The 23,371-nt window shown below is 60.5% G+C and carries 27 protein-coding genes; 10 read left to right on the top strand and 17 right to left on the bottom strand.

The annotated features are described in order from the left end of the window. Positions 1 to 81: 81 nt before the first annotated feature. The 7 genes from hyi (at position 82) to HU718_RS09180 (ending at position 7,771) form a co-directional block, all read left to right on the top strand. A complete protein-coding gene (gene hyi / locus HU718_RS09210; RefSeq protein ID WP_150729788.1) occupies positions 82 to 864 on the top strand; it encodes a hydroxypyruvate isomerase in 783 nt (260 codons plus the stop codon). Between the two features lie 162 nt (positions 865 to 1,026). Further along, on the top strand, positions 1,027 to 1,920 hold the full coding sequence (locus HU718_RS09205; protein WP_007919937.1) for a 2-hydroxy-3-oxopropionate reductase: 894 nt from the start codon (positions 1,027 to 1,029) through the stop codon (positions 1,918 to 1,920). A 154-nt stretch (positions 1,921 to 2,074) separates the two neighbouring features. Then, positions 2,075 to 3,349, top strand: coding sequence for a glycerate kinase type-2 family protein (locus HU718_RS09200; protein ID WP_186616618.1), 1,275 nt, complete (start codon positions 2,075 to 2,077; stop codon positions 3,347 to 3,349). Continuing rightward, positions 3,346 to 4,761, top strand: coding sequence for a pyruvate kinase (gene pyk / locus HU718_RS09195; protein WP_099758384.1), 1,416 nt, complete (start codon positions 3,346 to 3,348; stop codon positions 4,759 to 4,761). Before HU718_RS09200 ends, pyk begins: the two co-directional genes overlap by 4 nt. A gap of 146 nt (positions 4,762 to 4,907) precedes the next feature. Beyond that, positions 4,908 to 5,822 carry an urea transporter gene (locus HU718_RS09190; RefSeq protein WP_150707791.1) on the top strand — a complete coding sequence of 305 codons (915 nt, stop codon included), beginning with the start codon at positions 4,908 to 4,910 and terminating at the stop codon, positions 5,820 to 5,822. A 21-nt stretch (positions 5,823 to 5,843) separates the two neighbouring features. Continuing rightward, positions 5,844 to 6,668: an ion transporter gene (locus HU718_RS09185; RefSeq protein ID WP_038363916.1), complete on the top strand. Its 825-nt coding sequence runs from the start codon at positions 5,844 to 5,846 to the stop codon at positions 6,666 to 6,668. Between the two features lie 104 nt (positions 6,669 to 6,772). Continuing rightward, positions 6,773 to 7,771, top strand: a complete 999-nt coding sequence (locus tag HU718_RS09180; protein ID WP_150707790.1) for a sulfate ABC transporter substrate-binding protein — start codon at positions 6,773 to 6,775, stop codon at positions 7,769 to 7,771. Positions 7,772 to 8,011: 240 nt separating this feature from the next. On the opposite strand, the gene HU718_RS09175 is transcribed toward HU718_RS09180, so the two are convergent. Beyond that, positions 8,012 to 8,632 carry a DUF5666 domain-containing protein gene (locus tag HU718_RS09175; RefSeq protein ID WP_150707789.1) on the bottom strand — a complete coding sequence of 207 codons (621 nt, stop codon included), beginning with the start codon at positions 8,630 to 8,632 and terminating at the stop codon, positions 8,012 to 8,014. 243 nt (positions 8,633 to 8,875) lie between these two features. On the opposite strand from HU718_RS09175, the gene HU718_RS09170 reads away from it, so the two are divergent. Next, positions 8,876 to 10,063: an MFS transporter gene (locus HU718_RS09170; RefSeq protein WP_186616617.1), complete on the top strand. Its 1,188-nt coding sequence runs from the start codon at positions 8,876 to 8,878 to the stop codon at positions 10,061 to 10,063. 69 nt (positions 10,064 to 10,132) lie between these two features. Here the strand turns inward: HU718_RS09170 and HU718_RS09165 are convergent, their stop codons facing one another. The 12 genes from HU718_RS09165 to ccmA all read right to left on the bottom strand — a co-directional run bounded on the left by HU718_RS09165 (position 10,133) and on the right by ccmA (position 18,338). After that, on the bottom strand, positions 10,133 to 10,537 hold the full coding sequence (locus HU718_RS09165; RefSeq protein WP_064390887.1) for a type II toxin-antitoxin system HicB family antitoxin: 405 nt from the start codon (positions 10,535 to 10,537) through the stop codon (positions 10,133 to 10,135). Further along, positions 10,537 to 10,749, bottom strand: coding sequence for a type II toxin-antitoxin system HicA family toxin (locus tag HU718_RS09160; protein WP_186616616.1), 213 nt, complete (start codon positions 10,747 to 10,749; stop codon positions 10,537 to 10,539). Before HU718_RS09160 ends, HU718_RS09165 begins: the two co-directional genes overlap by 1 nt. Positions 10,750 to 10,957: 208 nt before the next feature. Then, positions 10,958 to 11,362, bottom strand: coding sequence for a hypothetical protein (locus HU718_RS09155; RefSeq protein WP_095119920.1), 405 nt, complete (start codon positions 11,360 to 11,362; stop codon positions 10,958 to 10,960). Between the two features lie 25 nt (positions 11,363 to 11,387). After that, a complete protein-coding gene (gene ccmI / locus HU718_RS09150) occupies positions 11,388 to 12,590 on the bottom strand; it encodes a c-type cytochrome biogenesis protein CcmI (RefSeq protein WP_150729783.1) in 1,203 nt (400 codons plus the stop codon). Next, complete coding sequence (locus tag HU718_RS09145) at positions 12,587 to 13,057, bottom strand: cytochrome c-type biogenesis protein (protein ID WP_110720776.1); 471 nt, start codon at positions 13,055 to 13,057, stop codon at positions 12,587 to 12,589. The genes ccmI and HU718_RS09145 overlap by 4 nt, the downstream gene beginning before the upstream one ends. Continuing rightward, a complete protein-coding gene (locus HU718_RS09140) occupies positions 13,054 to 13,590 on the bottom strand; it encodes a DsbE family thiol:disulfide interchange protein (RefSeq protein WP_095119917.1) in 537 nt (178 codons plus the stop codon). Before HU718_RS09140 ends, HU718_RS09145 begins: the two co-directional genes overlap by 4 nt. Next, entirely contained in the window at positions 13,587 to 15,575 is a 1,989-nt protein-coding gene (locus tag HU718_RS09135) for a heme lyase CcmF/NrfE family subunit (RefSeq protein WP_127926331.1), read from the bottom strand. The genes HU718_RS09140 and HU718_RS09135 overlap by 4 nt, the downstream gene beginning before the upstream one ends. A gap of 3 nt (positions 15,576 to 15,578) precedes the next feature. Next, positions 15,579 to 16,034: a cytochrome c maturation protein CcmE gene (gene ccmE / locus HU718_RS09130; protein ID WP_186616615.1), complete on the bottom strand. Its 456-nt coding sequence runs from the start codon at positions 16,032 to 16,034 to the stop codon at positions 15,579 to 15,581. Further along, entirely contained in the window at positions 16,031 to 16,207 is a 177-nt protein-coding gene (gene ccmD, locus HU718_RS09125) for a heme exporter protein CcmD (RefSeq protein ID WP_003222944.1), read from the bottom strand. The genes ccmE and ccmD overlap by 4 nt, the downstream gene beginning before the upstream one ends. Further along, positions 16,204 to 16,959 carry a heme ABC transporter permease gene (locus HU718_RS09120; protein WP_186616614.1) on the bottom strand — a complete coding sequence of 252 codons (756 nt, stop codon included), beginning with the start codon at positions 16,957 to 16,959 and terminating at the stop codon, positions 16,204 to 16,206. Before HU718_RS09120 ends, ccmD begins: the two co-directional genes overlap by 4 nt. A 78-nt stretch (positions 16,960 to 17,037) precedes the next feature. Continuing rightward, complete coding sequence (gene ccmB, locus HU718_RS09115; RefSeq protein ID WP_007919970.1) at positions 17,038 to 17,706, bottom strand: heme exporter protein CcmB; 669 nt, start codon at positions 17,704 to 17,706, stop codon at positions 17,038 to 17,040. Beyond that, positions 17,703 to 18,338, bottom strand: a complete 636-nt coding sequence (gene ccmA, locus HU718_RS09110; protein ID WP_108226830.1) for a cytochrome c biogenesis heme-transporting ATPase CcmA — start codon at positions 18,336 to 18,338, stop codon at positions 17,703 to 17,705. The genes ccmB and ccmA overlap by 4 nt, the downstream gene beginning before the upstream one ends. A gap of 197 nt (positions 18,339 to 18,535) precedes the next feature. On the opposite strand from ccmA, the gene fliK reads away from it, so the two are divergent. Together fliK and HU718_RS09100 are read left to right on the top strand one after the other, a co-directional pair. Next, a complete protein-coding gene (gene fliK / locus HU718_RS09105) occupies positions 18,536 to 20,110 on the top strand; it encodes a flagellar hook-length control protein FliK (RefSeq protein ID WP_186616613.1) in 1,575 nt (524 codons plus the stop codon). Beyond that, entirely contained in the window at positions 20,107 to 20,436 is a 330-nt protein-coding gene (locus HU718_RS09100; protein WP_016987484.1) for an EscU/YscU/HrcU family type III secretion system export apparatus switch protein, read from the top strand. Before fliK ends, HU718_RS09100 begins: the two co-directional genes overlap by 4 nt. Before the next feature lie 105 nt (positions 20,437 to 20,541). On the opposite strand, the gene HU718_RS09095 is transcribed toward HU718_RS09100, so the two are convergent. From HU718_RS09095 to HU718_RS09080, 4 genes are all read right to left on the bottom strand, one after another. Next, the gene (locus tag HU718_RS09095; protein ID WP_186616612.1) at positions 20,542 to 20,934 is read right to left on the bottom strand and encodes a DUF2802 domain-containing protein; all 393 of its coding nucleotides are present in this window, start codon (positions 20,932 to 20,934) and stop codon (positions 20,542 to 20,544) included. After that, the gene (locus tag HU718_RS09090) at positions 20,935 to 21,420 is read right to left on the bottom strand and encodes a chemotaxis protein CheW (protein WP_007919980.1); all 486 of its coding nucleotides are present in this window, start codon (positions 21,418 to 21,420) and stop codon (positions 20,935 to 20,937) included. Between the two features lie 90 nt (positions 21,421 to 21,510). Next, on the bottom strand, positions 21,511 to 22,470 hold the full coding sequence (locus tag HU718_RS09085; protein WP_186616611.1) for a CheW domain-containing protein: 960 nt from the start codon (positions 22,468 to 22,470) through the stop codon (positions 21,511 to 21,513). Positions 22,471 to 22,575: 105 nt separating this feature from the next. After that, a complete protein-coding gene (locus HU718_RS09080) occupies positions 22,576 to 23,364 on the bottom strand; it encodes a ParA family protein (RefSeq protein WP_008077691.1) in 789 nt (262 codons plus the stop codon). Between the last annotated feature and the right edge of the window lie 7 nt (positions 23,365 to 23,371).

Below are 23,371 nucleotides of genomic sequence, written 5' to 3'. Positions count from 1 at the left end.
CCTAACCCTCTCCCCCAGGAGAGGGGACTTGATCGCGTTCGTCTGACCAACCGTGTCACATCCGTTTTTTAGGAGACCACCATGCCGCGTTTCGCAGCCAACCTGTCCATGCTGTTCACCGAACAGGATTTCCTTGCCCGTTTCGACGCCGCCGCCAAGGCTGGCTTCAGCGGCGTTGAATACCTGTTCCCGTACGACTTCAGTTCCGCTGAAATCAAAGCCAAGCTCGACGCCAACGGTCTGACCCAAGTGCTGTTCAACCTGCCGGCCGGTGACTGGGCCAAGGGCGAACGCGGTATCGCGTGTCTGCCGGATCGGGTTGAAGAGTTCCGCGCCGGTGTCGATCTGGCGATTGCTTACGCACAAGTGCTGGGCAACACCCAGATCAACTGCCTGGCCGGTATCCGTCCACAAGGCGTTGACGATGTCACCGTGGAAAAAACCTTCGTTGCCAACCTGAAATACGCGGCCGACAAGCTGCAAGCGGCGGGCATCAAACTGGTGATGGAAGCGATCAACACCCGCGACATCCCGGGCTTCTACCTGAACAACACGGCGCAAGCCCTGTCGATTCGCGAACAGGTCGGCAGCGCCAACCTGTTCCTGCAATACGACATCTATCACATGCAAATCATGGAAGGCGATCTGGCCCGCACCCTGCAATCGCACCTGGGCGAGATCAACCATGTGCAGCTCGCGGACAACCCGGGGCGCAACGAACCAGGCACCGGTGAAATCAACTACCGCTTCCTGTTCGAACACCTTGATCGCATCGGTTATCAGGGTTGGGTTGGCTGTGAATACAAGCCACTGACCACCACCGAAGCAGGCCTCGGCTGGCTGAAAACGCATAACGCTATCTAAAGAACACTGCAAAAACCCTGTGGGAGCGAGCCTGCTCGCGAAGAGGCCGGCACATTCACCATCAGTGGCGCCTGGCATATCGCATTCGCGAGCAGGCTCGCTCCCACATAAAAGCAGCTCCCTTTTTGCTTGAAGCAGCAATAAAAACAAGAGGATTTTCTCATGGCTAAAATCGGATTTATCGGCACCGGCATCATGGGCCACCCAATGGCTTCGAACCTGCAGAAAGCCGGTCACAGCCTGTTCCTGTCGGCGCACCACGACGCCGCCCCTGCCGACCTGGTCGCCGCTGGCGCCGTCGCCCTGGCCAACCCGCGCGAAGTGGCGCAGGAAGCTGAATTCATCATCGTCATGGTCCCGGATACCCCGCAGGTAGACGACGTACTGTTCCGCGCCGACGGCGTTGCCGCCGGCCTGAGCAAAGGCAAGATCGTTATCGACATGAGCTCGATCTCGCCGACTGCGACCAAAGCCTTCGCGGCGAAGATCAACGAGAAAGGCGCGCAGTACCTCGACGCACCGGTTTCCGGCGGTGAAGTCGGCGCCAAAGCTGCGACCCTGAGTATCATGATCGGTGGCGACGCCGATGCCTTCGAACGCGCACTGCCGCTGTTCCAGGCCATGGGCAAGAACATCACCTTGGTCGGTGGCAACGGCGACGGTCAGACCGCCAAAGTGGCTAACCAGATCATCGTTGCGCTGAACATTCAGGCCGTCGCTGAAGCCCTGCTGTTCGCTTCGAAAAACGGTGCTGATCCAGCCAAGGTGCGTGAAGCACTGATGGGCGGTTTCGCCTCCTCGAAGATCCTCGAAGTGCACGGCGAGCGCATGATCAAAGGCACTTTCGATCCAGGCTTCCGCATCAGCCTGCACCAGAAGGACCTGAACCTGGCCCTGCAAGGCGCCAAAGAGCTGAACATCAACCTGCCGAACACCGCCAACGCCCAGCAAGTATTCAGCACCTGCGCAGCGATCGGTGGCAGCAACTGGGACCACTCGGCGCTGATCAAAGGTCTGGAACACATGGCCAACTTCTCGATTCGCGATAACAAATAAAGCCTGCACAAAACCCTGTGGGAGCGAGCCTGCTCGCGAAAGCGGTTGCACATTCAACATCCATGTTGGCTGACACACCGCCTTCGCGAGCAGGCTCGCTCCCACAAGGGTTCCGAGTTGCCCTTTCGAATAACAAGAATTCCGGGAGCCCGCCATGTCGGTCGATCCGCAACAACTGCTGCGCGAGCTGTTTGCCACAGCCATCGACGCGGCCCATCCGAACCAGGTCCTCGAAGCCTATTTGCCCGCCGATCGTAGCGGCCGGGTGATCGTCATCGGTGCCGGCAAAGCCGCCGCCGCGATGGCGCAAGTGGTCGAGCGCAGTTGGCAAGGTGAAGTCTCTGGCCTGGTTGTGACCCGTTACGGTCACGGCGCCCCGTGCGAAAAAATCGAAGTGGTCGAAGCCGCGCATCCGGTACCGGACGCCGCCGGTCTGGCCGTGGCCAAACGCGTGCTCGAACTGGTCAGCAACCTGACCGAAGACGACCGCGTGATCTTCCTGCTCTCCGGTGGTGGCTCTGCCCTGCTGGCGTTGCCGGCCGCAGGCATCACCCTCGCTGACAAGCAGTCGATCAACAAAGCCCTGCTCAAATCCGGCGCGACCATCGGCGAGATGAACTGCGTGCGCAAGCACCTCTCGGCGATCAAGGGCGGGCGTCTGGGCAAGGCCTGCTGGCCTGCCACTGTTTATACCTACGCGATTTCCGATGTACCGGGCGACCTCGCCACGGTCATCGCTTCCGGCCCGACCGTGGCCGATCCAAGCACCTCCGCCGAAGCGCTGGCGATCATCAAACGCTACGGCATCGAGATTCCGGTTTCGGTACGCACCTGGCTGCAAAGCCCTGAGTCGGAAACCGTGAAACCCGGTGATCCAAGCCTCGCGCGCAGCCACTTCCAGTTGATCGCTCGCCCTCAGCAATCACTGGACGCTGCGGCGGTGAAATGCCGTCAGGCCGGTTTCAGCACGCTGATCCTCGGCGACCTCGAAGGTGAGTCGCGCGAAGTGGCAAAGGTCCACGCCGGTATCGCCCGCCAGATCATCCATCACGGCCAGCCATTGGCGGCACCGTGCGTGATTCTCTCCGGCGGCGAAACCACCGTGACCGTGCGCGGCAATGGCCGTGGCGGGCGCAACGCCGAGTTCCTCCTTAGCCTCACCGACAGCCTCAAAGGCCAGCCCGGGGTTTACGCCTTGGCCGGTGACACCGACGGCATCGACGGCTCGGAAGACAACGCCGGCGCAATCATGACCCCGGACAGCTACGCCCGCGCCGCCGCTCTTGGCCTGAGCGCCAGCGACGAGTTGGATAACAACAACGGCTACGGCTATTTCGCGGCGCTCGATGCGCTGATCGTCACCGAGCCGACCCGCACCAACGTCAACGACTTCCGCGCCATCCTGATCCTTGAGAGCTGCAAATCATGACGCCTGATAAAAAGGTCAAAATCCTCGCCACCCTCGGGCCTGCTGTCGATGGCATCGAAGACATCCGTGAACTGGTCGAAGCCGGGGTCAACATCTTCCGCCTGAACTTCAGCCACGGTGATCACGCCGACCACGCCAAGCGCTATCAGTGGATCCGCGAAGTCGAGCGCCAGCTCAACTACCCGCTGGGCATTCTGATGGACTTGCAGGGACCGAAACTGCGCGTCGGCAAGTTCGCCGACGGCAAGGTGCAGTTACATCGCGGTCAGGCGTTCCGCCTGGATCTGGACGCGACACCGGGCGATGAGCGTCGAGTGAATCTGCCGCATCCGGAGATCATTGCCGCGCTGGAAGCCGGCATGGATCTACTGCTCGACGACGGCAAACTGCGTCTGCGTGTGGTCACCAAATACGCTGACGCGATCGACACCACCGTGCTCAACGGCGGCGAGTTGTCGGATCGCAAAGGCGTCAACGTGCCGCAAGCAGTGCTCGACCTCAGCCCACTGACTGCCAAGGATCGTCGTGACTTGAGCTTCGGTCTGGAACTGGGTGTGGACTGGGTCGCGCTGTCGTTTGTGCAACGCCCGCAGGACATCGTCGAAGCCCGCGCGCTGATCGGCGACAAAGCCTTTTTGATGGCGAAAATCGAGAAGCCTTCCGCCGTTGAGCAACTGCGCGAAATCGCTGAACTAAGCGACGCGATCATGGTGGCGCGTGGCGACCTCGGCGTCGAAGTGCCGGCCGAAAGCGTGCCGCAGATTCAGAAGAACATCATCACCACCTGCCGCGAACTCGGCAAACCGGTGGTGGTGGCGACGCAGATGCTTGAGTCGATGCGCTTCTCCCCTGCCCCGACCCGCGCCGAAGTGACTGACGTTGCCAACGCCGTGGCCGAAGGCGCCGATGCGGTGATGCTGTCGGCGGAAACCGCGTCCGGTGAATACCCGCTCGAAGCGGTGCAGATGATGAGCAAGATCATTCGCCAGGTGGAAAACGGTCCGGACTATCAGACCCAGCTCGACGTCAGCCGGCCGAAAGCTGAAGCGACCGTTTCCGATGCGATCAGCTGCGCGATTCGTCGTATCAGCAACGTGCTGCCGGTGGCGGTGCTGGTCAACTACAGCGAATCCGGTGCGTCGAGTTTGCGTGCAGCGCGGGAACGGCCGAAAGCGCCGATCCTCAACCTGACGCCGAACCTGCAGACCGCACGGCGTTTGAGCGTGGCGTGGGGCATTCATTCGGTGGTCAACGATCGCCTGCGTCAGGTCGATGAGGTTTGCTCGACCGCGCTGGAAATCGCCCAGGCGCAGGGTATGGCCGAGCGCGGCGACACGCTGCTGATCACTGCGGGGGTGCCGTTCGGGCAGCCTGGGTCGACTAACTCGCTGCGGATCGAAACGTTGATTTAGCGCTTGTACCGGCCTCTTCGCGAGCAGGCTCGCTCCCACAGTTGATTTGTGTGCATCACAAACTCAATGACTGAACAAAGATTCAATGTGGGAGCCAGCCTGCTGGCGAAGAAGGCGCCTCGGTTTCCCTGACTTTCAGAACTGCCATGCCTGCCAATCATTTCAACACCCACTGCCCCGACTGGGCCGAGGCTTTGCTCAACGGTTTCAGTCAAATATTCCTCCAGCGCCATCCGCTGTGCGGCCTGCTGTGCCTGTTGGCGATCCTGCTGACGGCGCCGGTGCTGTTCGCCGGTGCGCTGCTCGGTGCCGTCGCCGGTTTGCTCACTGCGCAACGGCGCAACTACGCCAAGGCTGATCGCCAGGCCGGGTTGTTCAGCTACAACGGCATTTTGCTCGGCCTGTTGCTGAGCCTGTATTTCCCCTGGTCGCCGATGCTGCCGCCGCTGATTCTTGCTGCCGGCGGCTTGAGCGCGATGGTCACGCAGCAATGGCTCAAACATGTCTACAGCAGCCGATCGATTCCGGCCTACACCTCGCCGTTCGTGGCCATGAGCTGGGTCTTGCTGCTGTTCGCCGAGCCGTCGGCGCCTGTCGCGCATGTCGAGTTGAACACGCTGAACCTGCTCACCGCCGAACTGCGCGGTCTGGGCCAGGTGATGTTCCTTGGTCATCCACTGGCCGGCGCATTGATTGCCGTTGGCTTGCTGATCGCTGATCGCCGGGCGTTTTGCTGGGCAATGCTCGCCTCGGCGATCGGCCTCGGTTCGAGCCTGCTGCACCACGAAACCAGCGCTGCGCTGTTTGGCTTGGGCAGCTACAACGCCGTGCTCGCCGCCCTCGCCTTCTCCGCGCAACGCCAACAACCGTGGCTGCCGCTGCTCGGCATCGTCCTCGCGTTGCTGGTTACGCCGTTGTTTGCGGCGGTTGGCCTTGCGACCCTGACCGCGCCGTTCATCCTCGCCGGCTGGCTGATCCGCGCCGGCATCCAGATGCTTGGCAAAGCCAGCGTCGAGCGTGCGCCTTGCGCTCATGGGGAGAATCAACCTAGGCTGCGCTGATCTTCGATTCAGGCGTTATCCATGGACAGCAGCAACAGTTGGCGCGAACGGCTTTACGTGATGATTTTCCAGAGCGACACCCGCGCCGGGCGTCGCTTCGACGGCATCCTGCTGTTGATCATCCTCGCCAGTCTGGTGATCGTGATGCTCGACAGCATCGACAGCATTCACCAGAACTATGCGAACGTGCTGGCCTACATCGAGTGGGGCTTCACGATCATCTTTCTTGGCGAGTACATCCTGCGTCTGTACTGCTCACCGAAGCCGTTGCGCTACGCCTTCAGCTTTTACGGGCTGGTGGATTTACTGGCAATCGTGCCCGGCATCCTCGCCCTGTATTACAGCGATGCGCAGTACTTGCTGATTATCCGGATCATTCGGATGTTGCGGATTTTCCGTGTGCTCAAGCTCAGCCCGTACCTCAAGCAAGCCAATTACTTGATGTCGGCGCTGCGTGGCAGCAAGCAGAAGATCGTCGTGTTTCTGGTCAGCGTGTGCACCCTGGTGACGGTGTTCGGCACCTTGATGTACGTGATCGAAGGCCCGGAACACGGCTTCACCAGCATTCCCAAAGGCATCTATTGGGCGATCGTCACGTTGACCACCGTGGGCTTCGGCGACATCGTGCCGAAGACCCCGCTGGGCCAGGTGATTTCGTCGCTGGTGATGATTACGGGTTACTCGATCATCGCCGTGCCGACGGGGATTTTCACCGCCGAACTGGCCAACGCCATGCGCGGCGAACAGCTGCAACACGACTGTCCGGTGTGCAAGAAAAACAGCCATGAACACGGCGCCGCGTTCTGTTCGCGATGCGGCAATGCTCTGTTCAAGAAACTGGAATAAGCAAAGAGCTTTTTAATCTTTAAACGACTATGCGTGCCCCGTTATAGTCAGTGGCAATTGAACATCACCCCCTGCTCCTACACAGATAAAACAAGGAATGCGCAGTGAAAAAACTCTTTGGCGCCTCACTTCTCGCCGCCGGCCTGTCCTTGGCCAACATCGCTCAGGCAGCCCCGACGCTGCTTAACGTTTCCTACGACGTGATGCGCGATTTCTACAAGGACTACAACACTGCGTTCCAGAAACACTGGCAAGCCGAGCACAACGAAAACATCACCGTGCAGATGTCATTCGGCGGTTCGAGCAAGCAAGCGCGTTCGGTGATCGACGGCCTGCCGGCTGACGTCATCACCATGAACATGGCCACCGATATCAACGCCCTCGCCGACAACGGCAAACTGGTCCCGGAGAACTGGGTCACCCGTCTGCCGAACAACAGCGCGCCGTTCACTTCGGCCACGGTGTTCATCGTCCGTAAAGGCAACCCGAAAGCCCTGAAAGACTGGCCGGATCTGCTCAAGGACGGCGTGCAAGTGATCGTGCCAAACCCGAAAACCTCGGGTAACGGTCGCTACACCTACCTGTCGGCGTGGGGTTATGTGCTGAAGAATGGCGGCGACGAGAACAAGGCCAAAGACTTCGTCGGCAAACTGTTCAAGCAAGCGCCGGTGCTCGATACAGGTGGCCGAGCAGCGACCACAACGTTCATGACCAACCAGATCGGCGACGTGCTGGTGACCTTCGAAAACGAAGCGGAGATGATTGCCCGCGAGTTTGGTCGTGATCAGTTTGAAGTGATCTATCCGAGCGTTTCGGCTGAGGCGGAGCCACCGGTTTCCGTGGTCGATAAAGTGGTCGACAAGAAAGGTTCGCGTGCGGCGGCAGATGAGTATCTGAAGTACCTGTGGTCGCCGCAAGGTCAGGAGATTGCGGCGGCAAACTACCTGCGTCCGCGTGATCCGGCGGTGTTGGCGAAGTACACCGACCGTTTCCCGAAAGTTGATTTCCTCTCGGTTGAGAAAACCTTTGGTGACTGGCGTACGGTGCAGAAGACTCACTTCAATGATGGTGGGGTTTTTGATCAGATTTATAGCGGGCAGTAAGGTTTAGGCTGACATGAAAAAGGCGACCCTCAGTGGTCGCCTTTTTTTGTGGCCGCTTGACCCTCACCCCAGCCCTCTCCCAGAGGGAGAGGGGGCCGACCGAGGTGTCTGGCGAGTTACATCGACCTGAAAGACCTTATCGATTATGGATTCACCACAGCAAGTTCAGGTCGGTGTACCTCTCAAGCATCCCCCAATCAGTCCCCTCTCCCTCCGGGAGAGGGTTAGGGTGAGGGGCTTCTACATCGGTGGCGTCACCCCATCCTTACCCGCTGAGATCGATTGCGCCGTCAACGTGCCATCCGCACTCTGCGTCACGAACGTAACGATCTTCACCCCAACCTTCAGCAAACTCCGATCCCCCGGCAGCAGATTGACGATCGGCACATCCTCCGGCACCAGAATCTTCTGCTGCCCGCCCTTGTAGTTCACCGTCAGCACCCGCCCGTTGCTCACCACCAGATCGCCAACACTGCCATTGGTCATGCTGCTGCCCTTGGCCAGATCGAACGGCCGATGCCCGTCGCCGCTACCCGCCAGCTCCGGCGGAAACACATGCACTTCCAGCGCCTTGAGCGTGCCATCCTCTTGCGGCATCGCCGCCGAACCGATGTAACTGCCGGGTTTGATGTCTTCGATATTGGCCAGGGTGACCGCGCGGACCTTGGTGTCGCCGGTCAACTGGATCACCACGTTCTCGCCACTGTTAACGTGGACTTTCAAGGTGTCGGCGCTGACCCCGGTGATCTCTCCGCGCACGCCAATGCGCATGCCGGGGGCATCAGCGGCCTGCACGCTCATCGCGCCCAGCAGGCTGATCAGGGCAATCGTTGCTATGTGGTGAAGCCTTTGACGAAACATTGCAATCCTCCAGTCATCAAGATTGAACAAGCCGATGCAAACATAAGCACGCTATCGAACAGGATGTAAGTGAATGTATCATCGACCCCCGACGGTCGGACGCAAGGTCCGCCGATGGATGACACGCCGCTAGCACCCGTTCATTCCGCAACGGAATAACTGATATCAACCGACGGCGTCTTCTGCCTTTGCGGATTAATCCTTAGCCTCACCGCATTCCCTTTCGCTGGATCGAGAAACCTTATGACCACCACCACTCACGCAATGACCCGAGGCATGGTGCTGCTGTTCGCCTTCTGCTGCGGCGCCATCGTTGCCAACATCTACTACGCACAGCCGATCATTGGCCTGATCGCGCCGGACATCGGTCTCTCCGACACCATGGCCAGCTTCATCGTCTCGCTGACGCAGATCGGTTATGCGCTGGGCCTGTTCTTCCTGGTGCCGCTGGGCGACCTGCTGGAGAACCGCCGATTGATGATCATCACCACCGTGGTGGCGATTGCCAGCCTGCTGGCAGCGGCATTTACCGATCAGCCGAATGTGTTTTTGCTGATCTCGTTGTTGGTCGGTTTCAGTTCGGTGTCGGTGCAGATTCTGATTCCTTTGGCCGCACACTTGGCGCCGGAAGAATCCCGTGGCCGGGTCGTCGGCGGGATCATGGGGGGTTTGCTGCTGGGTATTCTGTTGGCACGACCGGTGTCGAGCGTGGTGGCCGACCATTTGGGCTGGCGGGCGATGTTCATGATTGCCGCAGCGCTGATGGCAGCGATCAGCGTAGTGCTGGCGCTGACCGTGCCCAAGCGCCAACCGGATCATAGCGCCACCTACGTCCAACTGATCGGTTCGCTGTGGACACTCCTGCGCCAGCAACCGGTACTGCGCCAACGGGCGTTTTACCAAGGCTGCATGTTCGCCACGTTCAGCCTGTTCTGGACCGCCGTGCCGCTGGAACTGGCACGCAACCATGGTTTGTCGCAAAGCGAGATCGCGATCTTCGCCCTGGTCGGCGCCATCGGTGCCATCGCCGCACCGATCAGCGGACGCCTGGCCGACGCCGGCCACACCCGGATCGCTTCGCTACTGGCCATGATCTTCGCCAGCCTGAGCTTCCTGCCGGCGTTCATTCACCCCGCCTATAGCGTCATCGGCCTGGCCGTGACCGGCGTGGTGCTCGACTTCTGCGTGCAGATGAACATGGTCCTCGGCCAACGCGCAGTCTATTCGCTGGACGCGAAAAGCCGTGGCCGTCTGAACGCGCTATACATGACCAGCATCTTCATCGGCGGCGCCTTCGGCTCGTCGGTGGCCAGTGCGGTGTATGAGCATGGCGGCTGGTTGTGGATCGTGATTGTGGGGAGTGTGTTTCCGCTGTTGGCGTTGTTGCGGTTTTTGAGTGTTTCGCAGCGTGGTTCATTGGCAACGGCGTAAGGCAGCAAAAGCTTCGCGAGCAGGCTCGCTCCCACAGGTTATTCATTTAGCCTGGGGGAGCGATGAGGCTTAATATCGAACCAGCTTTTCCATCGCCGCATCGGCCAGAAAGGAGGAGCGGCTTTTGACGTTGTGCTCGCGCACATAACGATCGATGCGCTGAATCACATAACCGGGCAGCGTTACGTTGACCTTCTCGGTCTTGCCGAGATAGGGCGAAATATCCAGTTCCAGCATGCCCCAGCCCATGTCGGCAAAGTCCGGATTACTGCGATGAGCGGATGCCGAAGTCGGCATAGGAATCGACTCCCCGTCCGCCGCAATCTCCTGCAGCATGATGTGGGCGACTTCGACCGCCGCCTTGTAGGCATCTTCAAAGCTATCCCCTGCTGTAACGGCGCCGGGAATATCGGGGATCTGAATACCGATGGCAGTGTTCTCGTCTCCCCACTCGATACAGATTGGATATTGCATTACGGATCTCCTTCGAAACTGGCTGGCGGGTTGTATAACCCGGCACGCCTCCTGATGCTTTTGACCGCTCCCAACGGCAAATCCTTTTTCAGATGTGGGACGGGAATCGTGTACGGGTTGTATCGGTGCTTGAAGATGTGATGACTGCCGGTGACCCGATCCAGCGTCCAGCCTGCCTCCTCCAGCTCCTTGATCAATAGCCTGCTCTGCACCAACCGCCTCCTTGCCTAGGCCTCACAAAAATAACTCTAGGGTTATATTTACTCAAGCACAGAAATTGGCAGAACGACGTCTGGTTGTTTTACAGGGTGTGATTGAAACTGCTAAACCCTGAGCGCTGTTCAGCACTTCCATGAGCAATTTCTGTGAGAACCCAACAGGCACACAGCAAAACGGCGATCCAAAGATCGCCGTTTTCATTCACTGCCCGAACTGCTTGCCCAATCCCGGCGGCACGCCGTGGATGTTGGTGTCTTCCCACGGGCCGTTGGGGCTGACGGCGCGGCTCCAGCCGTTGTTCCAGCGGTAGTAGGTGCGCTGGCGGTAGAAGGTGTTGGTCTGGTCGTCGAGGACGTAGACGCCGAGTTTCTGGTCCCAGTGGCTGTTGCCGCCCGGTGGTGGGGCGAAGCTGGCTGAGGTGCGCGGAACCGGTTTGGCCGGTTTCGCCGGGATGCTTTTGCCTGGGGTCGGCGAAGTCGATGGGGTCGGGCTTGGCTGCGACGGTGGGATTGGCGGCAGGTTGGTGGTCGGTTCCGGTCGTTGCACCGCACATGCACTCAAGCCCAGGGCCAGTGTGAGGACTGTGATTCGGGCGATGGTGTGCATGGCGGTGCTTTCCTGTTGTGTCCGGCTATTTGTCCGGGCTGTCGATGGTCAGTTTTTGTAGCGCAGTGGTGCTGCTGGCCAGAGGGCCGCTGCGACCGACCCACTCGCCGGCAGTCGGTTGGCCGGCGCGGGAGATGCGCGCAACCAGTTGGACTTCAGGGAAGTTCGACAGTTTCAACTGCGGCATCATTGCGTCGGCATCGCCCAGCTCGACGGTCACCGGCAGATCGGCCACGGTCAGGCGTTTGGCGGCCAGCGGGGCCGGTGGGCCAGAGGTGGCGCGAGCGAAGATGAACACGCTGTCACCCGGTTGCACTTTGCTTCTGAGTTCGCTGGCCAGATCGACGCTGACTTTCAACAGCGCGGCTTTCGCGGCTACCGGTGCCTGAGCAACCTTGCCACCGCTGGCTTCCAGACGTTCGGCGGCGCGTTTGATCCCGCCTTGCAGCGCGGCGCGGGAGCTATCCTCAGGCGGCAGTTGCGCCAGCAGACGGTTCCAGTAATCGATGGCTTCCTGATAACGCTCGCCTTCAAACGCAGCGATACCGAGCAAACCAAGGCTGGTGACTTCTTTCGGATCAGCCTTCAGCGCTTCGTCGGTCAGCGCCTGAATTTTCGTCGACCACTTCTTGCCGTCAGCAAAATACTGCGCCTGCGCCCACTGACCGAGCAGCTCCGGCTGACGACCGGCCAGGTTGGCGGCGCGTTCGAACATCTTCGCCGCGTCCGCCGGACGCTCTTGCGCCATGTAGGTACGACCGAGGAAATACAGGCCTTCGGCAGAATCCGGTTGCGCCGCAACAGCACGTTCCAGACGCTGAGTCATTTCTTCCATCGACTGCGGTGCCTGGGCAAATTCGCGGGTCAGCTCGACTTTGTCGGCAGCGCCGAAGTGCATATACAGACCCAGGCCCAACACCGGCACAAGCACAGCGGCCAACAGCGGCAAGGGTTTACCCAGTCGGGAAACCCGTGGCGCGCTGACGCCTTCGGTATCCGCCAGCAACTCACGCGCAGCCTCCGCACGACCGCTGTCCATTTGCGCCGCGTCGAGCACACCTTCAGCCTGTTGCGCTTGCAACTCGGCGACACGCTCCTGATACAACGCAACGTTCAGGGCAGTACGATCCTCTTCACGCTGGGCGCGACGCTCACGCAAAACCGGGATCAGCAGAAAACTCAGGGCGACCAGAAGCAACAGCCCTGCGGCAAGCCAGAAATCAATCATTCTTGGTTTTTATCCAACAGTTGGTCGAGGCGCTGACGCTCTTCGCTGGACAGCGCTTGCGGAGTCTCGGCACGCTGGCCGCGACGACGACGGACGATCACCGCGATCACCACGACACCACCGAGCAGCAGCCCGGCCGGGCCGAACCACAGCAACGCCGTTTTGGCATTGAGCGCCGGTTTGTAGCGGACGAAATCACCGTAGCGATCAACCATGAAATCGATGATCTGCTGGTTGTCCTTGCCCTCACCGAGCATGCGGAAAATCTCTTTGCGCAGGTCAGCGGCAATCGGCGCGTTGGAGTCGGCGATGTCCTGGTTCTGGCACTTGGGGCAGCGCAGTTCCTTGGTCAGTTCACGGAAACGCTCGCGATCACCTTCTTTGGCAAACTCGTAAGTATCGATGGCCGCATGGGCCACACCGACCAGACTAAAGCCCAATACGGCAGCGGCTAAAAAGCGCTTCATGGCTTGGCCTCATCGACCAGCGCCTGATACTTGGCGGCGAGTTTTTCGCGCCAGACCTGCTCGTCGATCACGCCGACATATTTATCGCGGATGATGCCCTTGGCGTCGATGAAAAAGGTTTCCGGCGCGCCGTAGACGCCGAGGTTCAGACCCAGCGAGCCTTCATCGTCACGGATATCCAGCGCGTACGGATTGTGGAATTCGGCCAGCCACTTCAAGGCATCGGCGTTGGTGTCCTTGTAGTTGATGCCGTAGATCACCACGCCACGCTCGGCGAGTTTGTTCAGCACCGGATGCTCGACCCGGCAGGAAATGCACCAGGTGCCCCAGACATTGACCAGTGCCGGTTTGCCGAGAATGTCAGCCTTGGTCAGGTTCTTGTCGCCCTGCACGTTTGGCAGGGAAAACTCCGGGAACGGCTTGTTGATCATCGCCGACGGCAGTTCCGCCGGATCGAGGTACAGCCCGCGATAAAGAAACACCGCCACCAGCAGGAAAATCGCCAGTGGCACCAGCATCAACCAACGTCTCATGCCGCCGCTCCCGTCATGCCCAGTGCTTCACGCACCTTAGCTTTCACTTTGACCCGATAACGTCGATCCAGCGCCGCCAGCAAGCCACCGAACCCGGTGAGCAAACCGCCGAACCAGATCCAGCGCACGAACGGTTTGACGTGCACCCGCACCGCCCACGCGCCGTTGTCCAGCGGTTCACCGAGGGCGACGTAAAGGTCACGGGTGAAGCCGGCATCGATTCCGGCTTCGGTCATCACCGAGTTCTGCACGGTGTACAGACGTTTTTCCGGGTGCAGCACGCTGATTTCCTTACCGTCACGAATGACCCGAATCGTGCCTTTGTCCGACGTGAAGTTCGGCCCTTCGAAGTGCTTGGCGCCTTCGAAGACGAAGTGATAACCGGCCAGGTCCATCGACTCGCCCGGCGCCAGACGCAGGTCGCGTTCGGCACTGTTCTGACTCGACAACACCACGCCCAGCGCACACACGGCGATGCCGAGGTGGGCAATCTGCATGCCCCAATAACTGCGGGTCAGGGTTGGCAAGCCTTTGATCAAACCTTTGTGGCGGGTCTTGTCGACGATGTCGCGCACGCCCGCGAGCAATACCCAAGCGGCGAGCAGGAAGGTTGCGATCACTGCCCAGTTGAAATCGCCGTAAGCGACGCCGGCCACCACGGCCAGCGCGACGCTGCCGAGCAGCACTGGCGTCAGCATGCTGGCCAGCCATTTCACCGGGGTGTCTTTCCAGCGCACGATCACACCGACCGCCATCACCATCATCAGCAACGCCATCAACGGAATGAACAGCGCATTGAAGTACGGCGGGCCGACCGACATTTTGGCGCCGCTGAGGGCATCGAGAATCAGCGGGTACAGCGTGCCGAGCAGAATCATCGACGCGGCCACCACCAGCACCAGGTTGTTGCCCAGCAATAGGGTTTCCCGCGACCACAGGTTGAAACCGACCTGACTCTTGACCACTGGCGCGCGCAGGGCGAACAGCGTCAGCGAGCCGCCAACCACGAACAACAGGAAGATCAGGATGAACACGCCACGCTCAGGATCGGAGGCAAATGCGTGCACCGAAGTCAGCACGCCAGAACGTACGAGGAACGTCCCAAGCAGGCTCAGCGAAAACGCGGCAATCGCCAGCAACACCGTCCAGCTCTTGAACACGCCACGTTTTTCCGTGACCGCCAGCGAGTGGATCAGTGCGGTGCCGACCAGCCAAGGCATGAACGAGGCGTTTTCCACCGGGTCCCAGAACCACCAGCCACCCCAGCCGAGTTCGTAATAGGCCCACCACGAACCGAGGGTGATGCCGATGCCGAGGAACGCCCAGGCAACGATGGTCCATGGCCGCGACCAGCGCGCCCACGCGGCATCGAGTCGACCGCCCATCAAAGCGGCAATGGCGAAGGCGAACGCCACCGAAAAGCCGACGTAACCCATGTACAACATCGGCGGGTGAACGATCAGGCCGATGTCTTGCAGCAAGGGGTTGAGGTCAGCGCCATTGCTGGGCATTTGCGGCAGGATGCGTTTGAACGGGTTGGACGTGAGGATCAGAAACAGCAGGAAACCGGTGCTGATCATGCCCATCACCGCCAGAACGCGGGCGAGCATCACCTGCGGCAACTGCCGGGAGAACACCGACACCGCGAAGGTCCAGCCACCGAGAATCAGTGCCCACAGCAGCAATGAACCTTCGTGGGCACCCCACACCGCGCTGAATTTGTAATACCACGGCAAAGCGGTATTGGAGTTGTTCGCCACATACGCGACGGAGAAGTCATCGGTCATGAACGCGTAGGTCAAAATGCCAAACGCAAACAGCAAAAAGGCAAACTGCCCCCACGCGGCGGGCTGGGCCAGACTCATCCAGAAACGGTCGCCGCGCCAGGCACCGACCAATGGCACCACGGCCTGCACCAGCGCAAAACACAGCGCCAGAATCATCGCCAGATGACCCAACTCAGGAATAAAAATCGCCGACGTCATCGATCAACCCTCCTTCGCAGGCGTTTGTGCGGACTGACCGCTGTCTTTCAAGGCTTTGGTCACTTCCGGCGGCATGTACTTCTCATCGTGCTTGGCCAGCACTTCATCGGCCACCACCACGCCATCGGCGTTGAGCTTGCCGAGGGCGACGATGCCCTGCCCTTCGCGGAACAAGTCCGGGAGGATGCCGCGGTAGGCGATGGTCACGGATTTATTGAAGTCAGTGACGACGAATTTGACGTCCAACGAATCCTTCGAGCGCTGCAACGAACCAGCCTCAACCATGCCGCCGGCGCGGATGCGCGTGTCTTGCGGTGCTTCGCCGTTGGCGATCTGCGTCGGGGTGTAGAACAGATTGATGTTCTGCTGCAGGGCGCTGAGGGCCAGGCCGACGGCAGCGCCGACCCCGACCAGAATGGCCAGAATGATGATCAGACGTTTCTTGCGCAGCGGATTCACTTGCCGTTCTCCCGGCGCAGACGACGCGCCTCTTGTTGCAGATAGCGCTTGCGGGCCGCAATCGGCGCCACCACGTTGAGGATCAGCACCGCCAGACAGATGCCGTAGGCCGACCAGACATACAGGCCATGATGGCCCATGGCGAGGAAGTCGCCGAATGAAGCAAAACTCATCGAGCGGCCTCCAGACTGTGCTGCACTTCTTCTTTCACCCAACTGGCGCGGGCCTCACGCTTGAGCACTTCGAGGCGCATGCGCAGCAACAGCACGGCGCCGAAGAAACAGTAGAAACCCAGCACGGTCAGCAACAGCGGCAGCCACATTTCCGCCGGCATCGCCGGTTTTTCCGTGAGGGTGAAGGTCGCGCCCTGGTGCAGGGTGTTCCACCACTCCACCGAGTATTTGATAATCGGGATGTTGATCACGCCGACGATGGCCAGCACCGCGCAGGCTTTGGCGGCGCTGTCGCGGTTGCTGATGGCATTGCCCAGCGCGATCACGCCGAAATACAGGAACAGCAGAATCAGCATCGAGGTCAGGCGCGCGTCCCAGACCCACCACGAACCCCAGGTCGGTTTGCCCCAGATCGCCCCGGTGACCAGCGCCACGGCGGTCATCCACGCGCCGATCGGTGCGGCGCATTGCAGGGCGACGTCGGCCAGTTTCATCTTCCACACCAACCCCACAACACCGCACACCGCCAGCATCACGTAGATCGACTGAGCGAGCAACGCGGCGGGTACGTGGATGTAGATGATGCGAAAGCTGTTGCCTTGCTGATAATCCGGCGGCGCAAAGGCCAGGCCCCAAATGACGCCGACGCCGATCAGCAGCAACGCTGCGATGCTCAGCCACGGCAAGAACTTGCTGCTGATGCCGTAAAACCACTTGGGCGAGCCGAGCTTGTGAAACCAGGTCCAGTTCATACTGTTTCCATCACGGGTGCCGCTCATCGGTGTGAGCAGTCTCAGGGTCTTTGCTGGTTAAATTTTAACCAGACCTCATTATTCGCCGACGCTGATCTTCAGGCCAGCAGCTATTGCAAAGGGTGTCAGGGTGATCGCCAGGGCGGTCAGGCTACCCAGCCACAGCAGATACCCGGTCGCCGGCATGCCTTGGAGGGCTGCCTGCAAGGCGCCACTGCCAAGGATCAACACCGGGATGTACAACGGCAGGATCAGCAGCGCCAGCAACAGGCCGCCACGCTTCAAACCGACCGTCAGCGCCGCGCCCACCGCGCCGAGCAAGCTCAGCACCGGTGTTCCCAGCAGCAACGAAAGCAGCAAAACCGGCAGACAGGCGGCAGGCAAACCGAGCATCAACGCCAGCAGCGGTGAGAGCAGAACCAGTGCCAGACCGGAGAAGAGCCAGTGTGCCAGCACCTTGGCCAAGACCAGAAGTGGCAGCGGGTGCGACGAAAGGACCCACTGTTCCAGGGATCCGTCTTCGAAATCACTGCGGAACAGCCCGTCCAGCGAGAGCAGGACCGACAACAGCGCCGCCACCCAGACTAACCCGGGGGACAGGTTTTGCAACACTTGAGTTTCCGGGCCGACGGCCAGCGGGAACAACGCGATGACGATGGCGAAGAAAATCAGCGGATTGGCCAGTTCCGCCGGGCGGCGAAACAGCAGTCGGGATTCACGGGCAACCAGCAGGCCAAACACACTCATACTGCCCAGTTCCCCAGATCGATGTCGCGATAACCGGCCGGCATCCGGCTCAACGTGTGGTGCGTGGTCAACACCACCAGACCACCGCGTTCGCAGTGCCCGGCCAGATGTTCTTCGAGCTGCGCCACGCCTTGCTTGTCCAGCGCGGTGAACGGCTCATCGAGAATCCACAACGGCGGGCTTTCCAGATACAGGCGTGCCAACGCCACGCGGCGTTGTTGACCGGCAGACAGGCTGTGGCAGGGAACATCTTCGAAACCGCGCAATCCTACAGCTGCCAGCGCTTGCCAGATGGCCTCGCGTTCGGCGGGATGATGCAGGGCGCAGAGCCACGACAGATTCTCTTCCGGGGTCAGCAAATCCTTGATCCCGGCGGCGTGGCCGATCCACAGCAGGTTGCGGGCGAGTTCGCTGCGTTGTTCGGTCAGCGGCTGGCCATTGAGCAGGACTTGTCCGGCGGTCGGCTGCATCAGCCCGGACAACAGACGCAAAAGGCTGGTCTTGCCGCTGCCGTTGGGTCCGCTGATCTGCACCATATCGCCACTGGCGAGTCTCAATTCGAGATTTTCGAAGAGCAGCCGCAGATCACGTTCACACGCGAGGGCAACGGTTTGCAGGACAGGACTGGTCAAGGGATCACGGGCCTTATACGGTTCAAGTCGGCTCTGGCGCGGCCGTTAAAGAGATGCAGCATAGATGCATTGACGGCTCGATCTAGAGAGCTGGGTCAAACAATTGCTATGTTTTTTATTCGAAGCGCAAGACGGGCGGCATTATACATGTCGTGCCTTACTCTCAAGAGTGCATTTTCCTCAGGTTGTGTCCGCGTATGACAGGCGAAATGAACATCCTTCCGCTCCCGCCCACCACCCCGGCGACCGTTCGCCCGCAGGTCGGTGAGCTGCTCAAGCTGCTGACCCCGGTCGAAGGCCTGATCGGCGCCGGGCAAAGCGCCAAAGCCGAGGTGTTGTCGCTCAAGCAGGCGGATCAGACCTTTCAGTTATTGCTCAAGGTGACCGTCGACGGCGGACGCCAGACCACTGTGCAGGCGACCAGCAATCTGCCGTTACCCCAAGGCACCAGTCTGGCGATCACTCAGCCCTCGGCGGGCAATCTGGCGATTACCGTGCAGCAGGCGATTGCCAGCAGCGTCGCCACCCTCACCCGCATCGACACCGCGCAATTGCCGGTCGGTACGCTGCTGCAAGGCAAAGTGCTGACCTCGCAGGCGCTGCCGCAGACGCCGGGGCAGGCAGCGGTGTTCCGCTCCTTGGTCAGTTTGCTCAACACCGCGCAGAGCGGCAGCACACTGACCATCGACAGTCCACAGCCGCTGCGCATCGGCACTTTGCTGTCGGCGTTGGTCGAAGATGCACAAACTCTCAAGTTTCTGCCGATGAGCAGCCGCCAGGAACAACTGGCCGTCAGTCAGCAACTGCTCGGCCAGCAAAGTCGTCAGGCTTCCCTGATAGGGTTGCTGAATGCTTTGCAGAATCTGCCGAGCGATACCGATCAGACATCGCAGAATTTGCGCGCAGTGGTCGACAAACTCCTTGCCAGCCTCCCGGACGTGCAACAACTGAGCACCGCCAAAGGCGTCGCACTGGCGCTGGCCAACAGCGGCGCATTCCTTGAAGCCAAACTGCTGACCGGACAAACTCCGACGCTGGCCCCGGACATGAAGGCCGATCTGCTCAAGCTGATCGCGCAGCTGACTCCGGGCCTGCCGAGCAGCACCAGTTTCAACGCGATCATCGCCGCCAACACCCTGGCGCAAGCACTGCCGAGTTTCGTCCGTAACGCCCTCGGCATGCTCGGCCAGGTCAGCGCCAAACCTGTGCCGAGCAGCTTCCCGCTGCCCGAGCGTTTGCTGCAAAGCCTGGACGGCGAAGGCGATCTGGAACAGTTGTTGCGCCTCGCCGCCGCTGCGGTATCGCGCCTGCAAAGCCATCAACTATCAAGTCTGGAGCAGACCGGCGTTACCGACGATGGGCGTCTGCTCAGCACCTGGCAGCTGGAAATCCCCATGCGCAACCTGCAGGACATCGTGCCGTTGCAGGTCAAGTTCCAGCGTGAAGAAGCGCCGGAGCGCGAACCGCAGCCGAACGAGCGCCGCGACGAGCGCGAGCCCAAGCAACAACTGTGGCGCGTCGATCTGGCGTTCGACATGGAACCGCTCGGGCCGATGCAGATTCAGGCGCAACTGATCGCCGGCAGCCTGTCCAGCCAACTGTGGGCCGAACGGCCGTACACCGCTGACCTGATCGAAAACAACCTGTTCGCTCTGCGCCAGCGCCTGCTCGATCGCGGGCTCAACGTCGGCGACATCGACTGCCACCTCGGCACCCCGCCGCAAGGCAACCAAACCCGTCTCGAACACCGCTGGGTCGACGAAACCGCATGAACGATTCCACTGCCCCACGCCAGGCCATCGCCCTCAAATACGACGGCAACCACGCCCCGACCCTCACCGCCAAGGGTGACGACGAACTGGCCGAAGAAATCCTGCGCATTGCTCGCGATTGCGAAGTGCCGATTTACGAGAATGCTGAATTGGTGCGCTTGCTGGCGCGGATGGAACTGGGCGACAGCATTCCTGAAGAGCTGTATCGCACGATCGCCGAGATCATCGCGTTTGCGTGGAATCTGAAGGGGAAATTCCCCGAGGGGCAGGATCCGAATGCGCCGATGGTCGAGAAGGACGTCACCGATCGCGGGGATGATTACTGAGACTTCGAAGACGCCTTCGCGAGCAGGCTCGCTCCCACATTAGACCGAGATCGAATGTGGGAGCGAGCCTGCTCGCGAATGGCTATTTCAGCGTGACCGCAATGATCAGTTCTTGTGAAGTTTGCGCATCAACTCCGCCTCAGCCTGGGTCAACCCGCAGGACTGAGTCAGTTCATCAACGCTCGCGCCCATGCCCACCAGTTTCGCCGCTTGGGCGAACGACAGGCTCGATGGATCGCGCTGCTCCAGCGCAACAATCTTGTCCGGCAACGGCCCGACTACCGCCCGCAACTCATGCAGAGCTTCGCCCATGCGCACGTTGCCGTTCTGGTAATCGTCGACACGCTTGGCCAGGTCCTTGATGCGCTGATCACGCAGCGCATCGCCCTGAGCCTGTTGCGCAGCGATGACCCGCTGCGCCTTGATGTACGACACAAACATTGCCAGCGTGCCTGCCCAGAAGAGGAACAGGACAATGACCGCGACCTCGAGAATCAATCAGATATTCTCCAGGTCCGACCATTCTTCTTCGCTCATCATCTTGTCCAGCTCGACCAGGATCAGCAACTCGTTGTTCTTGTTGCACACGCCCTGGATGAACTTGGCCGACTCTTCATTGCCGACGTTCGGCGCCGTCTCGATTTCCGACTGACGCAGGTAAACCACTTCGGCCACGCTGTCGACCATGATGCCGACGACTTGCTTGTCGGCTTCGATGATGACGATACGGGTGTTGTCGCTGATCTCGCCGCTGTTCAGGCCGAAGCGCTGACGGGTGTCGATCACGGTGACCACGTTACCGCGCAGGTTGATGATGCCCAGCACGTAGCTTGGCGCGCCCGGCACCGGAGCGATCTCGGTGTAGCGCAGCACTTCCTGCACGCGCATCACGTTGATGCCGTAGGTTTCGTTATCCAGTTTGAAGGTCACCCATTGCAGGATCGGATCTTCAGAACCTTTTGCATTCGTCGCCTGACTACTCATACCCTGACCCCTCGAAAAAACCGCTCTGAGCGGTGTGTGTTCTGTGTGGCGGCATTCAACAATGCCGTCGCCTGATTGTTATGTCGGCTGCTATGTCGGTTTATGTAGCGGCTTGTGGCCGCCGAAGTGCTTTGCCCCACCGCTGGCGATCAACTCGGCCAGTGCGGAAACGTCAAGCAATGCACACATGTGCTCAATCACGGTGCCGGCGAGCCATGGCCGCTGACCCCGGTGACTTCTCCATTTGATTTCATTCGGGTCCAGACGCAACGAGCGGCTGACCTGATGCACCGCCAGGCCCCACTCGTAACCTTGTACCGAAATCACGTACTGCAAGCCCTGACGGAAGTCATCGCGATAGCGATCCGGCATGACCCAGCGCGCGGTGTCCAAGACTTTCAGGTTGCCGGCCTGGCTCGGCAGGATCCCGAGGAACCATTCCGGCTGACCGAACAACGGCGTCAGCTCGTGGCCGGCCAGTGAGTAGATCGAGCCGAGGCATACCAGCGGCACGGCCAGCGTCAGGCCGGCGACGTCGAACAGCAGGCATTCGAACGCTTCAGAGGCCCAGGCCGGGCGGCCATCGGTTTCTACCGGTGGCGGCGTGTTGTTCGGCGGCAGATGCACTTCGACCAATGGCGGCACCAGCGTTTGCTCGACGGGTGCGGGTGCAACCGGAGCCGGAGCCGGTTCGACCACGGCCGGTTCCGGCGCGGTTTTCAGCAACTGGGTTTGCAGCAACGGCGCGAGCGTCGAGACTGGCGCGCGAACCGGCTCGGTTTCTTCAATCAATGCAACCGGCGCTTTCGCCACAGGTGCAACGGCAGGCGCGACAACGGACGCAGCAGGCCTGGCCGCTTTCTGTGCGTCACGCGCCTGCTCTTCCAGTACCGCTGCCTGGAACTCGTCCAGCGCCTCGCTGCTTTCCACAACTTCAGGCTGCGCCTCAATGACCGGCGGCAGTTCCTCAGGAATGTCCTGCAGCAAATTATCCAGATAAGACTGCAGCGCCAATTGCGGACGCGATGTGAGCTTGATTGGGCGGTTCATCGGCCAACAGCGCCAGACAGGGAAACCGCGTCGCCTGCTTCGCGAGCAGGCTCGCTCCCACAGGATTTGTGCAAGTCAGGCATGCGTGATCGGGACAGGTTCATCTCAAGCCACCTGCGGAACAAGTTGTTGCGCCAACAGATGCTTGAGCAGCGCGCGATACGCCAGCACGCCACGGCTCTTGCCGTCGAATTGCGAAGGCGTGACACCGGCACGGCTGGCGTCGCGCAGACGGGTATCGACCGGGATATAACCCTGCCAGATTTCGTCGGGGAATTTGTCACGCAGCACACGCAAGGTGTGCATCGATGCCTGCGTACGGCGATCGAACAGGGTCGGCACGATGCTGAACGGCAGCGCCTGTTTGCGCGAGCGGTTGATCATCGCCAGGGTGTTGACCATGCGCTCCAGACCTTTGACGGCCAGGTGTTCGGTCTGCACCGGGATCACCAGTTGCTGGCTCGCCGCGAGGGCGTTGACCATCAGCACGCCGAGCAACGGCGGGCTGTCGATCACCGCGTAATCGAAGTCCTGCCACAGCTGCGCCAGACTCTTGGCGATCACCAGACCCAGACCACTCTGCCCCGGCGACTGACGCTCAAGGGTTGCCAATGCGGTGCTCGACGGTAGCAGGGAAATGCGTTCGTCGCTGGTCGACAACAGCAATTGCCCCGGCAGGCCTTGCGGCACGCTGCCCTTGTGCAGAAACAGGTCGTAATTGCTGTGTTCCAGGCTGTCGGGGTCGTAGCCGAAATAGCTGGTCATCGAGCCGTGCGGGTCGAGATCGACCACAACCACGCGCTTGCCCGCCTCGGCCAGCAATCCGGCTAAAGCGATGGAAGATGTGGTTTTACCGACACCACCCTTTTGATTGGCGACTGCCCAGACTCTCATTCAGTTC

It is taken from the genome of Pseudomonas tensinigenes (assembly GCF_014268445.2).
Classification (GTDB): domain Bacteria; phylum Pseudomonadota; class Gammaproteobacteria; order Pseudomonadales; family Pseudomonadaceae; genus Aquipseudomonas; species Aquipseudomonas tensinigenes.
Note: the sequence above shows the minus strand (reverse complement) of the source record. Positions and strands in the feature narration are given on the sequence as shown.

Bases quoted from the DNA above. Each gene is read 5' to 3' on its own strand.
- HU718_RS09200 (WP_186616618.1), top strand. From the start codon at position 2,075: ATGTCGGTCGATCCGCAACAACTGCTGCGCGAGCTGTTTGCCACAGCC.
- HU718_RS09165 (WP_064390887.1), bottom strand. From the start codon at position 10,537: ATGCAATATCCAATCTGTATCGAGTGGGGAGACGAGAACACTGCCATC.
- HU718_RS09205 (WP_007919937.1), top strand. From the start codon at position 1,027: ATGGCTAAAATCGGATTTATCGGCACCGGCATCATGGGCCACCCAATG.
- pyk (WP_099758384.1), top strand. From the start codon at position 3,346: ATGACGCCTGATAAAAAGGTCAAAATCCTCGCCACCCTCGGGCCTGCT.
- ccmI (WP_150729783.1), bottom strand. From the start codon at position 12,590: ATGATTGATTTCTGGCTTGCCGCAGGGCTGTTGCTTCTGGTCGCCCTG.
- HU718_RS09085 (WP_186616611.1), bottom strand. From the start codon at position 22,470: ATGAACCGCCCAATCAAGCTCACATCGCGTCCGCAATTGGCGCTGCAG.
- hyi (WP_150729788.1), top strand. From the start codon at position 82: ATGCCGCGTTTCGCAGCCAACCTGTCCATGCTGTTCACCGAACAGGAT.
- HU718_RS09090 (WP_007919980.1), bottom strand. From the start codon at position 21,420: ATGAGTAGTCAGGCGACGAATGCAAAAGGTTCTGAAGATCCGATCCTG.
- ccmD (WP_003222944.1), bottom strand. From the start codon at position 16,207: ATGAGTTTTGCTTCATTCGGCGACTTCCTCGCCATGGGCCATCATGGC.
- HU718_RS09135 (WP_127926331.1), bottom strand. From the start codon at position 15,575: ATGACGTCGGCGATTTTTATTCCTGAGTTGGGTCATCTGGCGATGATT.
- HU718_RS09080 (WP_008077691.1), bottom strand. From the start codon at position 23,364: ATGAGAGTCTGGGCAGTCGCCAATCAAAAGGGTGGTGTCGGTAAAACC.
- HU718_RS09155 (WP_095119920.1), bottom strand. From the start codon at position 11,362: ATGCACACCATCGCCCGAATCACAGTCCTCACACTGGCCCTGGGCTTG.
- HU718_RS09185 (WP_038363916.1), top strand. From the start codon at position 5,844: ATGGACAGCAGCAACAGTTGGCGCGAACGGCTTTACGTGATGATTTTC.
- HU718_RS09175 (WP_150707789.1), bottom strand. From the start codon at position 8,632: ATGTTTCGTCAAAGGCTTCACCACATAGCAACGATTGCCCTGATCAGC.
- fliK (WP_186616613.1), top strand. From the start codon at position 18,536: ATGACAGGCGAAATGAACATCCTTCCGCTCCCGCCCACCACCCCGGCG.
- HU718_RS09140 (WP_095119917.1), bottom strand. From the start codon at position 13,590: ATGAGACGTTGGTTGATGCTGGTGCCACTGGCGATTTTCCTGCTGGTG.
- HU718_RS09120 (WP_186616614.1), bottom strand. From the start codon at position 16,959: ATGAACTGGACCTGGTTTCACAAGCTCGGCTCGCCCAAGTGGTTTTAC.
- HU718_RS09145 (WP_110720776.1), bottom strand. From the start codon at position 13,057: ATGAAGCGCTTTTTAGCCGCTGCCGTATTGGGCTTTAGTCTGGTCGGT.
- ccmB (WP_007919970.1), bottom strand. From the start codon at position 17,706: ATGAGTGTGTTTGGCCTGCTGGTTGCCCGTGAATCCCGACTGCTGTTT.
- HU718_RS09170 (WP_186616617.1), top strand. From the start codon at position 8,876: ATGACCACCACCACTCACGCAATGACCCGAGGCATGGTGCTGCTGTTC.
- HU718_RS09100 (WP_016987484.1), top strand. From the start codon at position 20,107: ATGAACGATTCCACTGCCCCACGCCAGGCCATCGCCCTCAAATACGAC.
- HU718_RS09190 (WP_150707791.1), top strand. From the start codon at position 4,908: ATGCCTGCCAATCATTTCAACACCCACTGCCCCGACTGGGCCGAGGCT.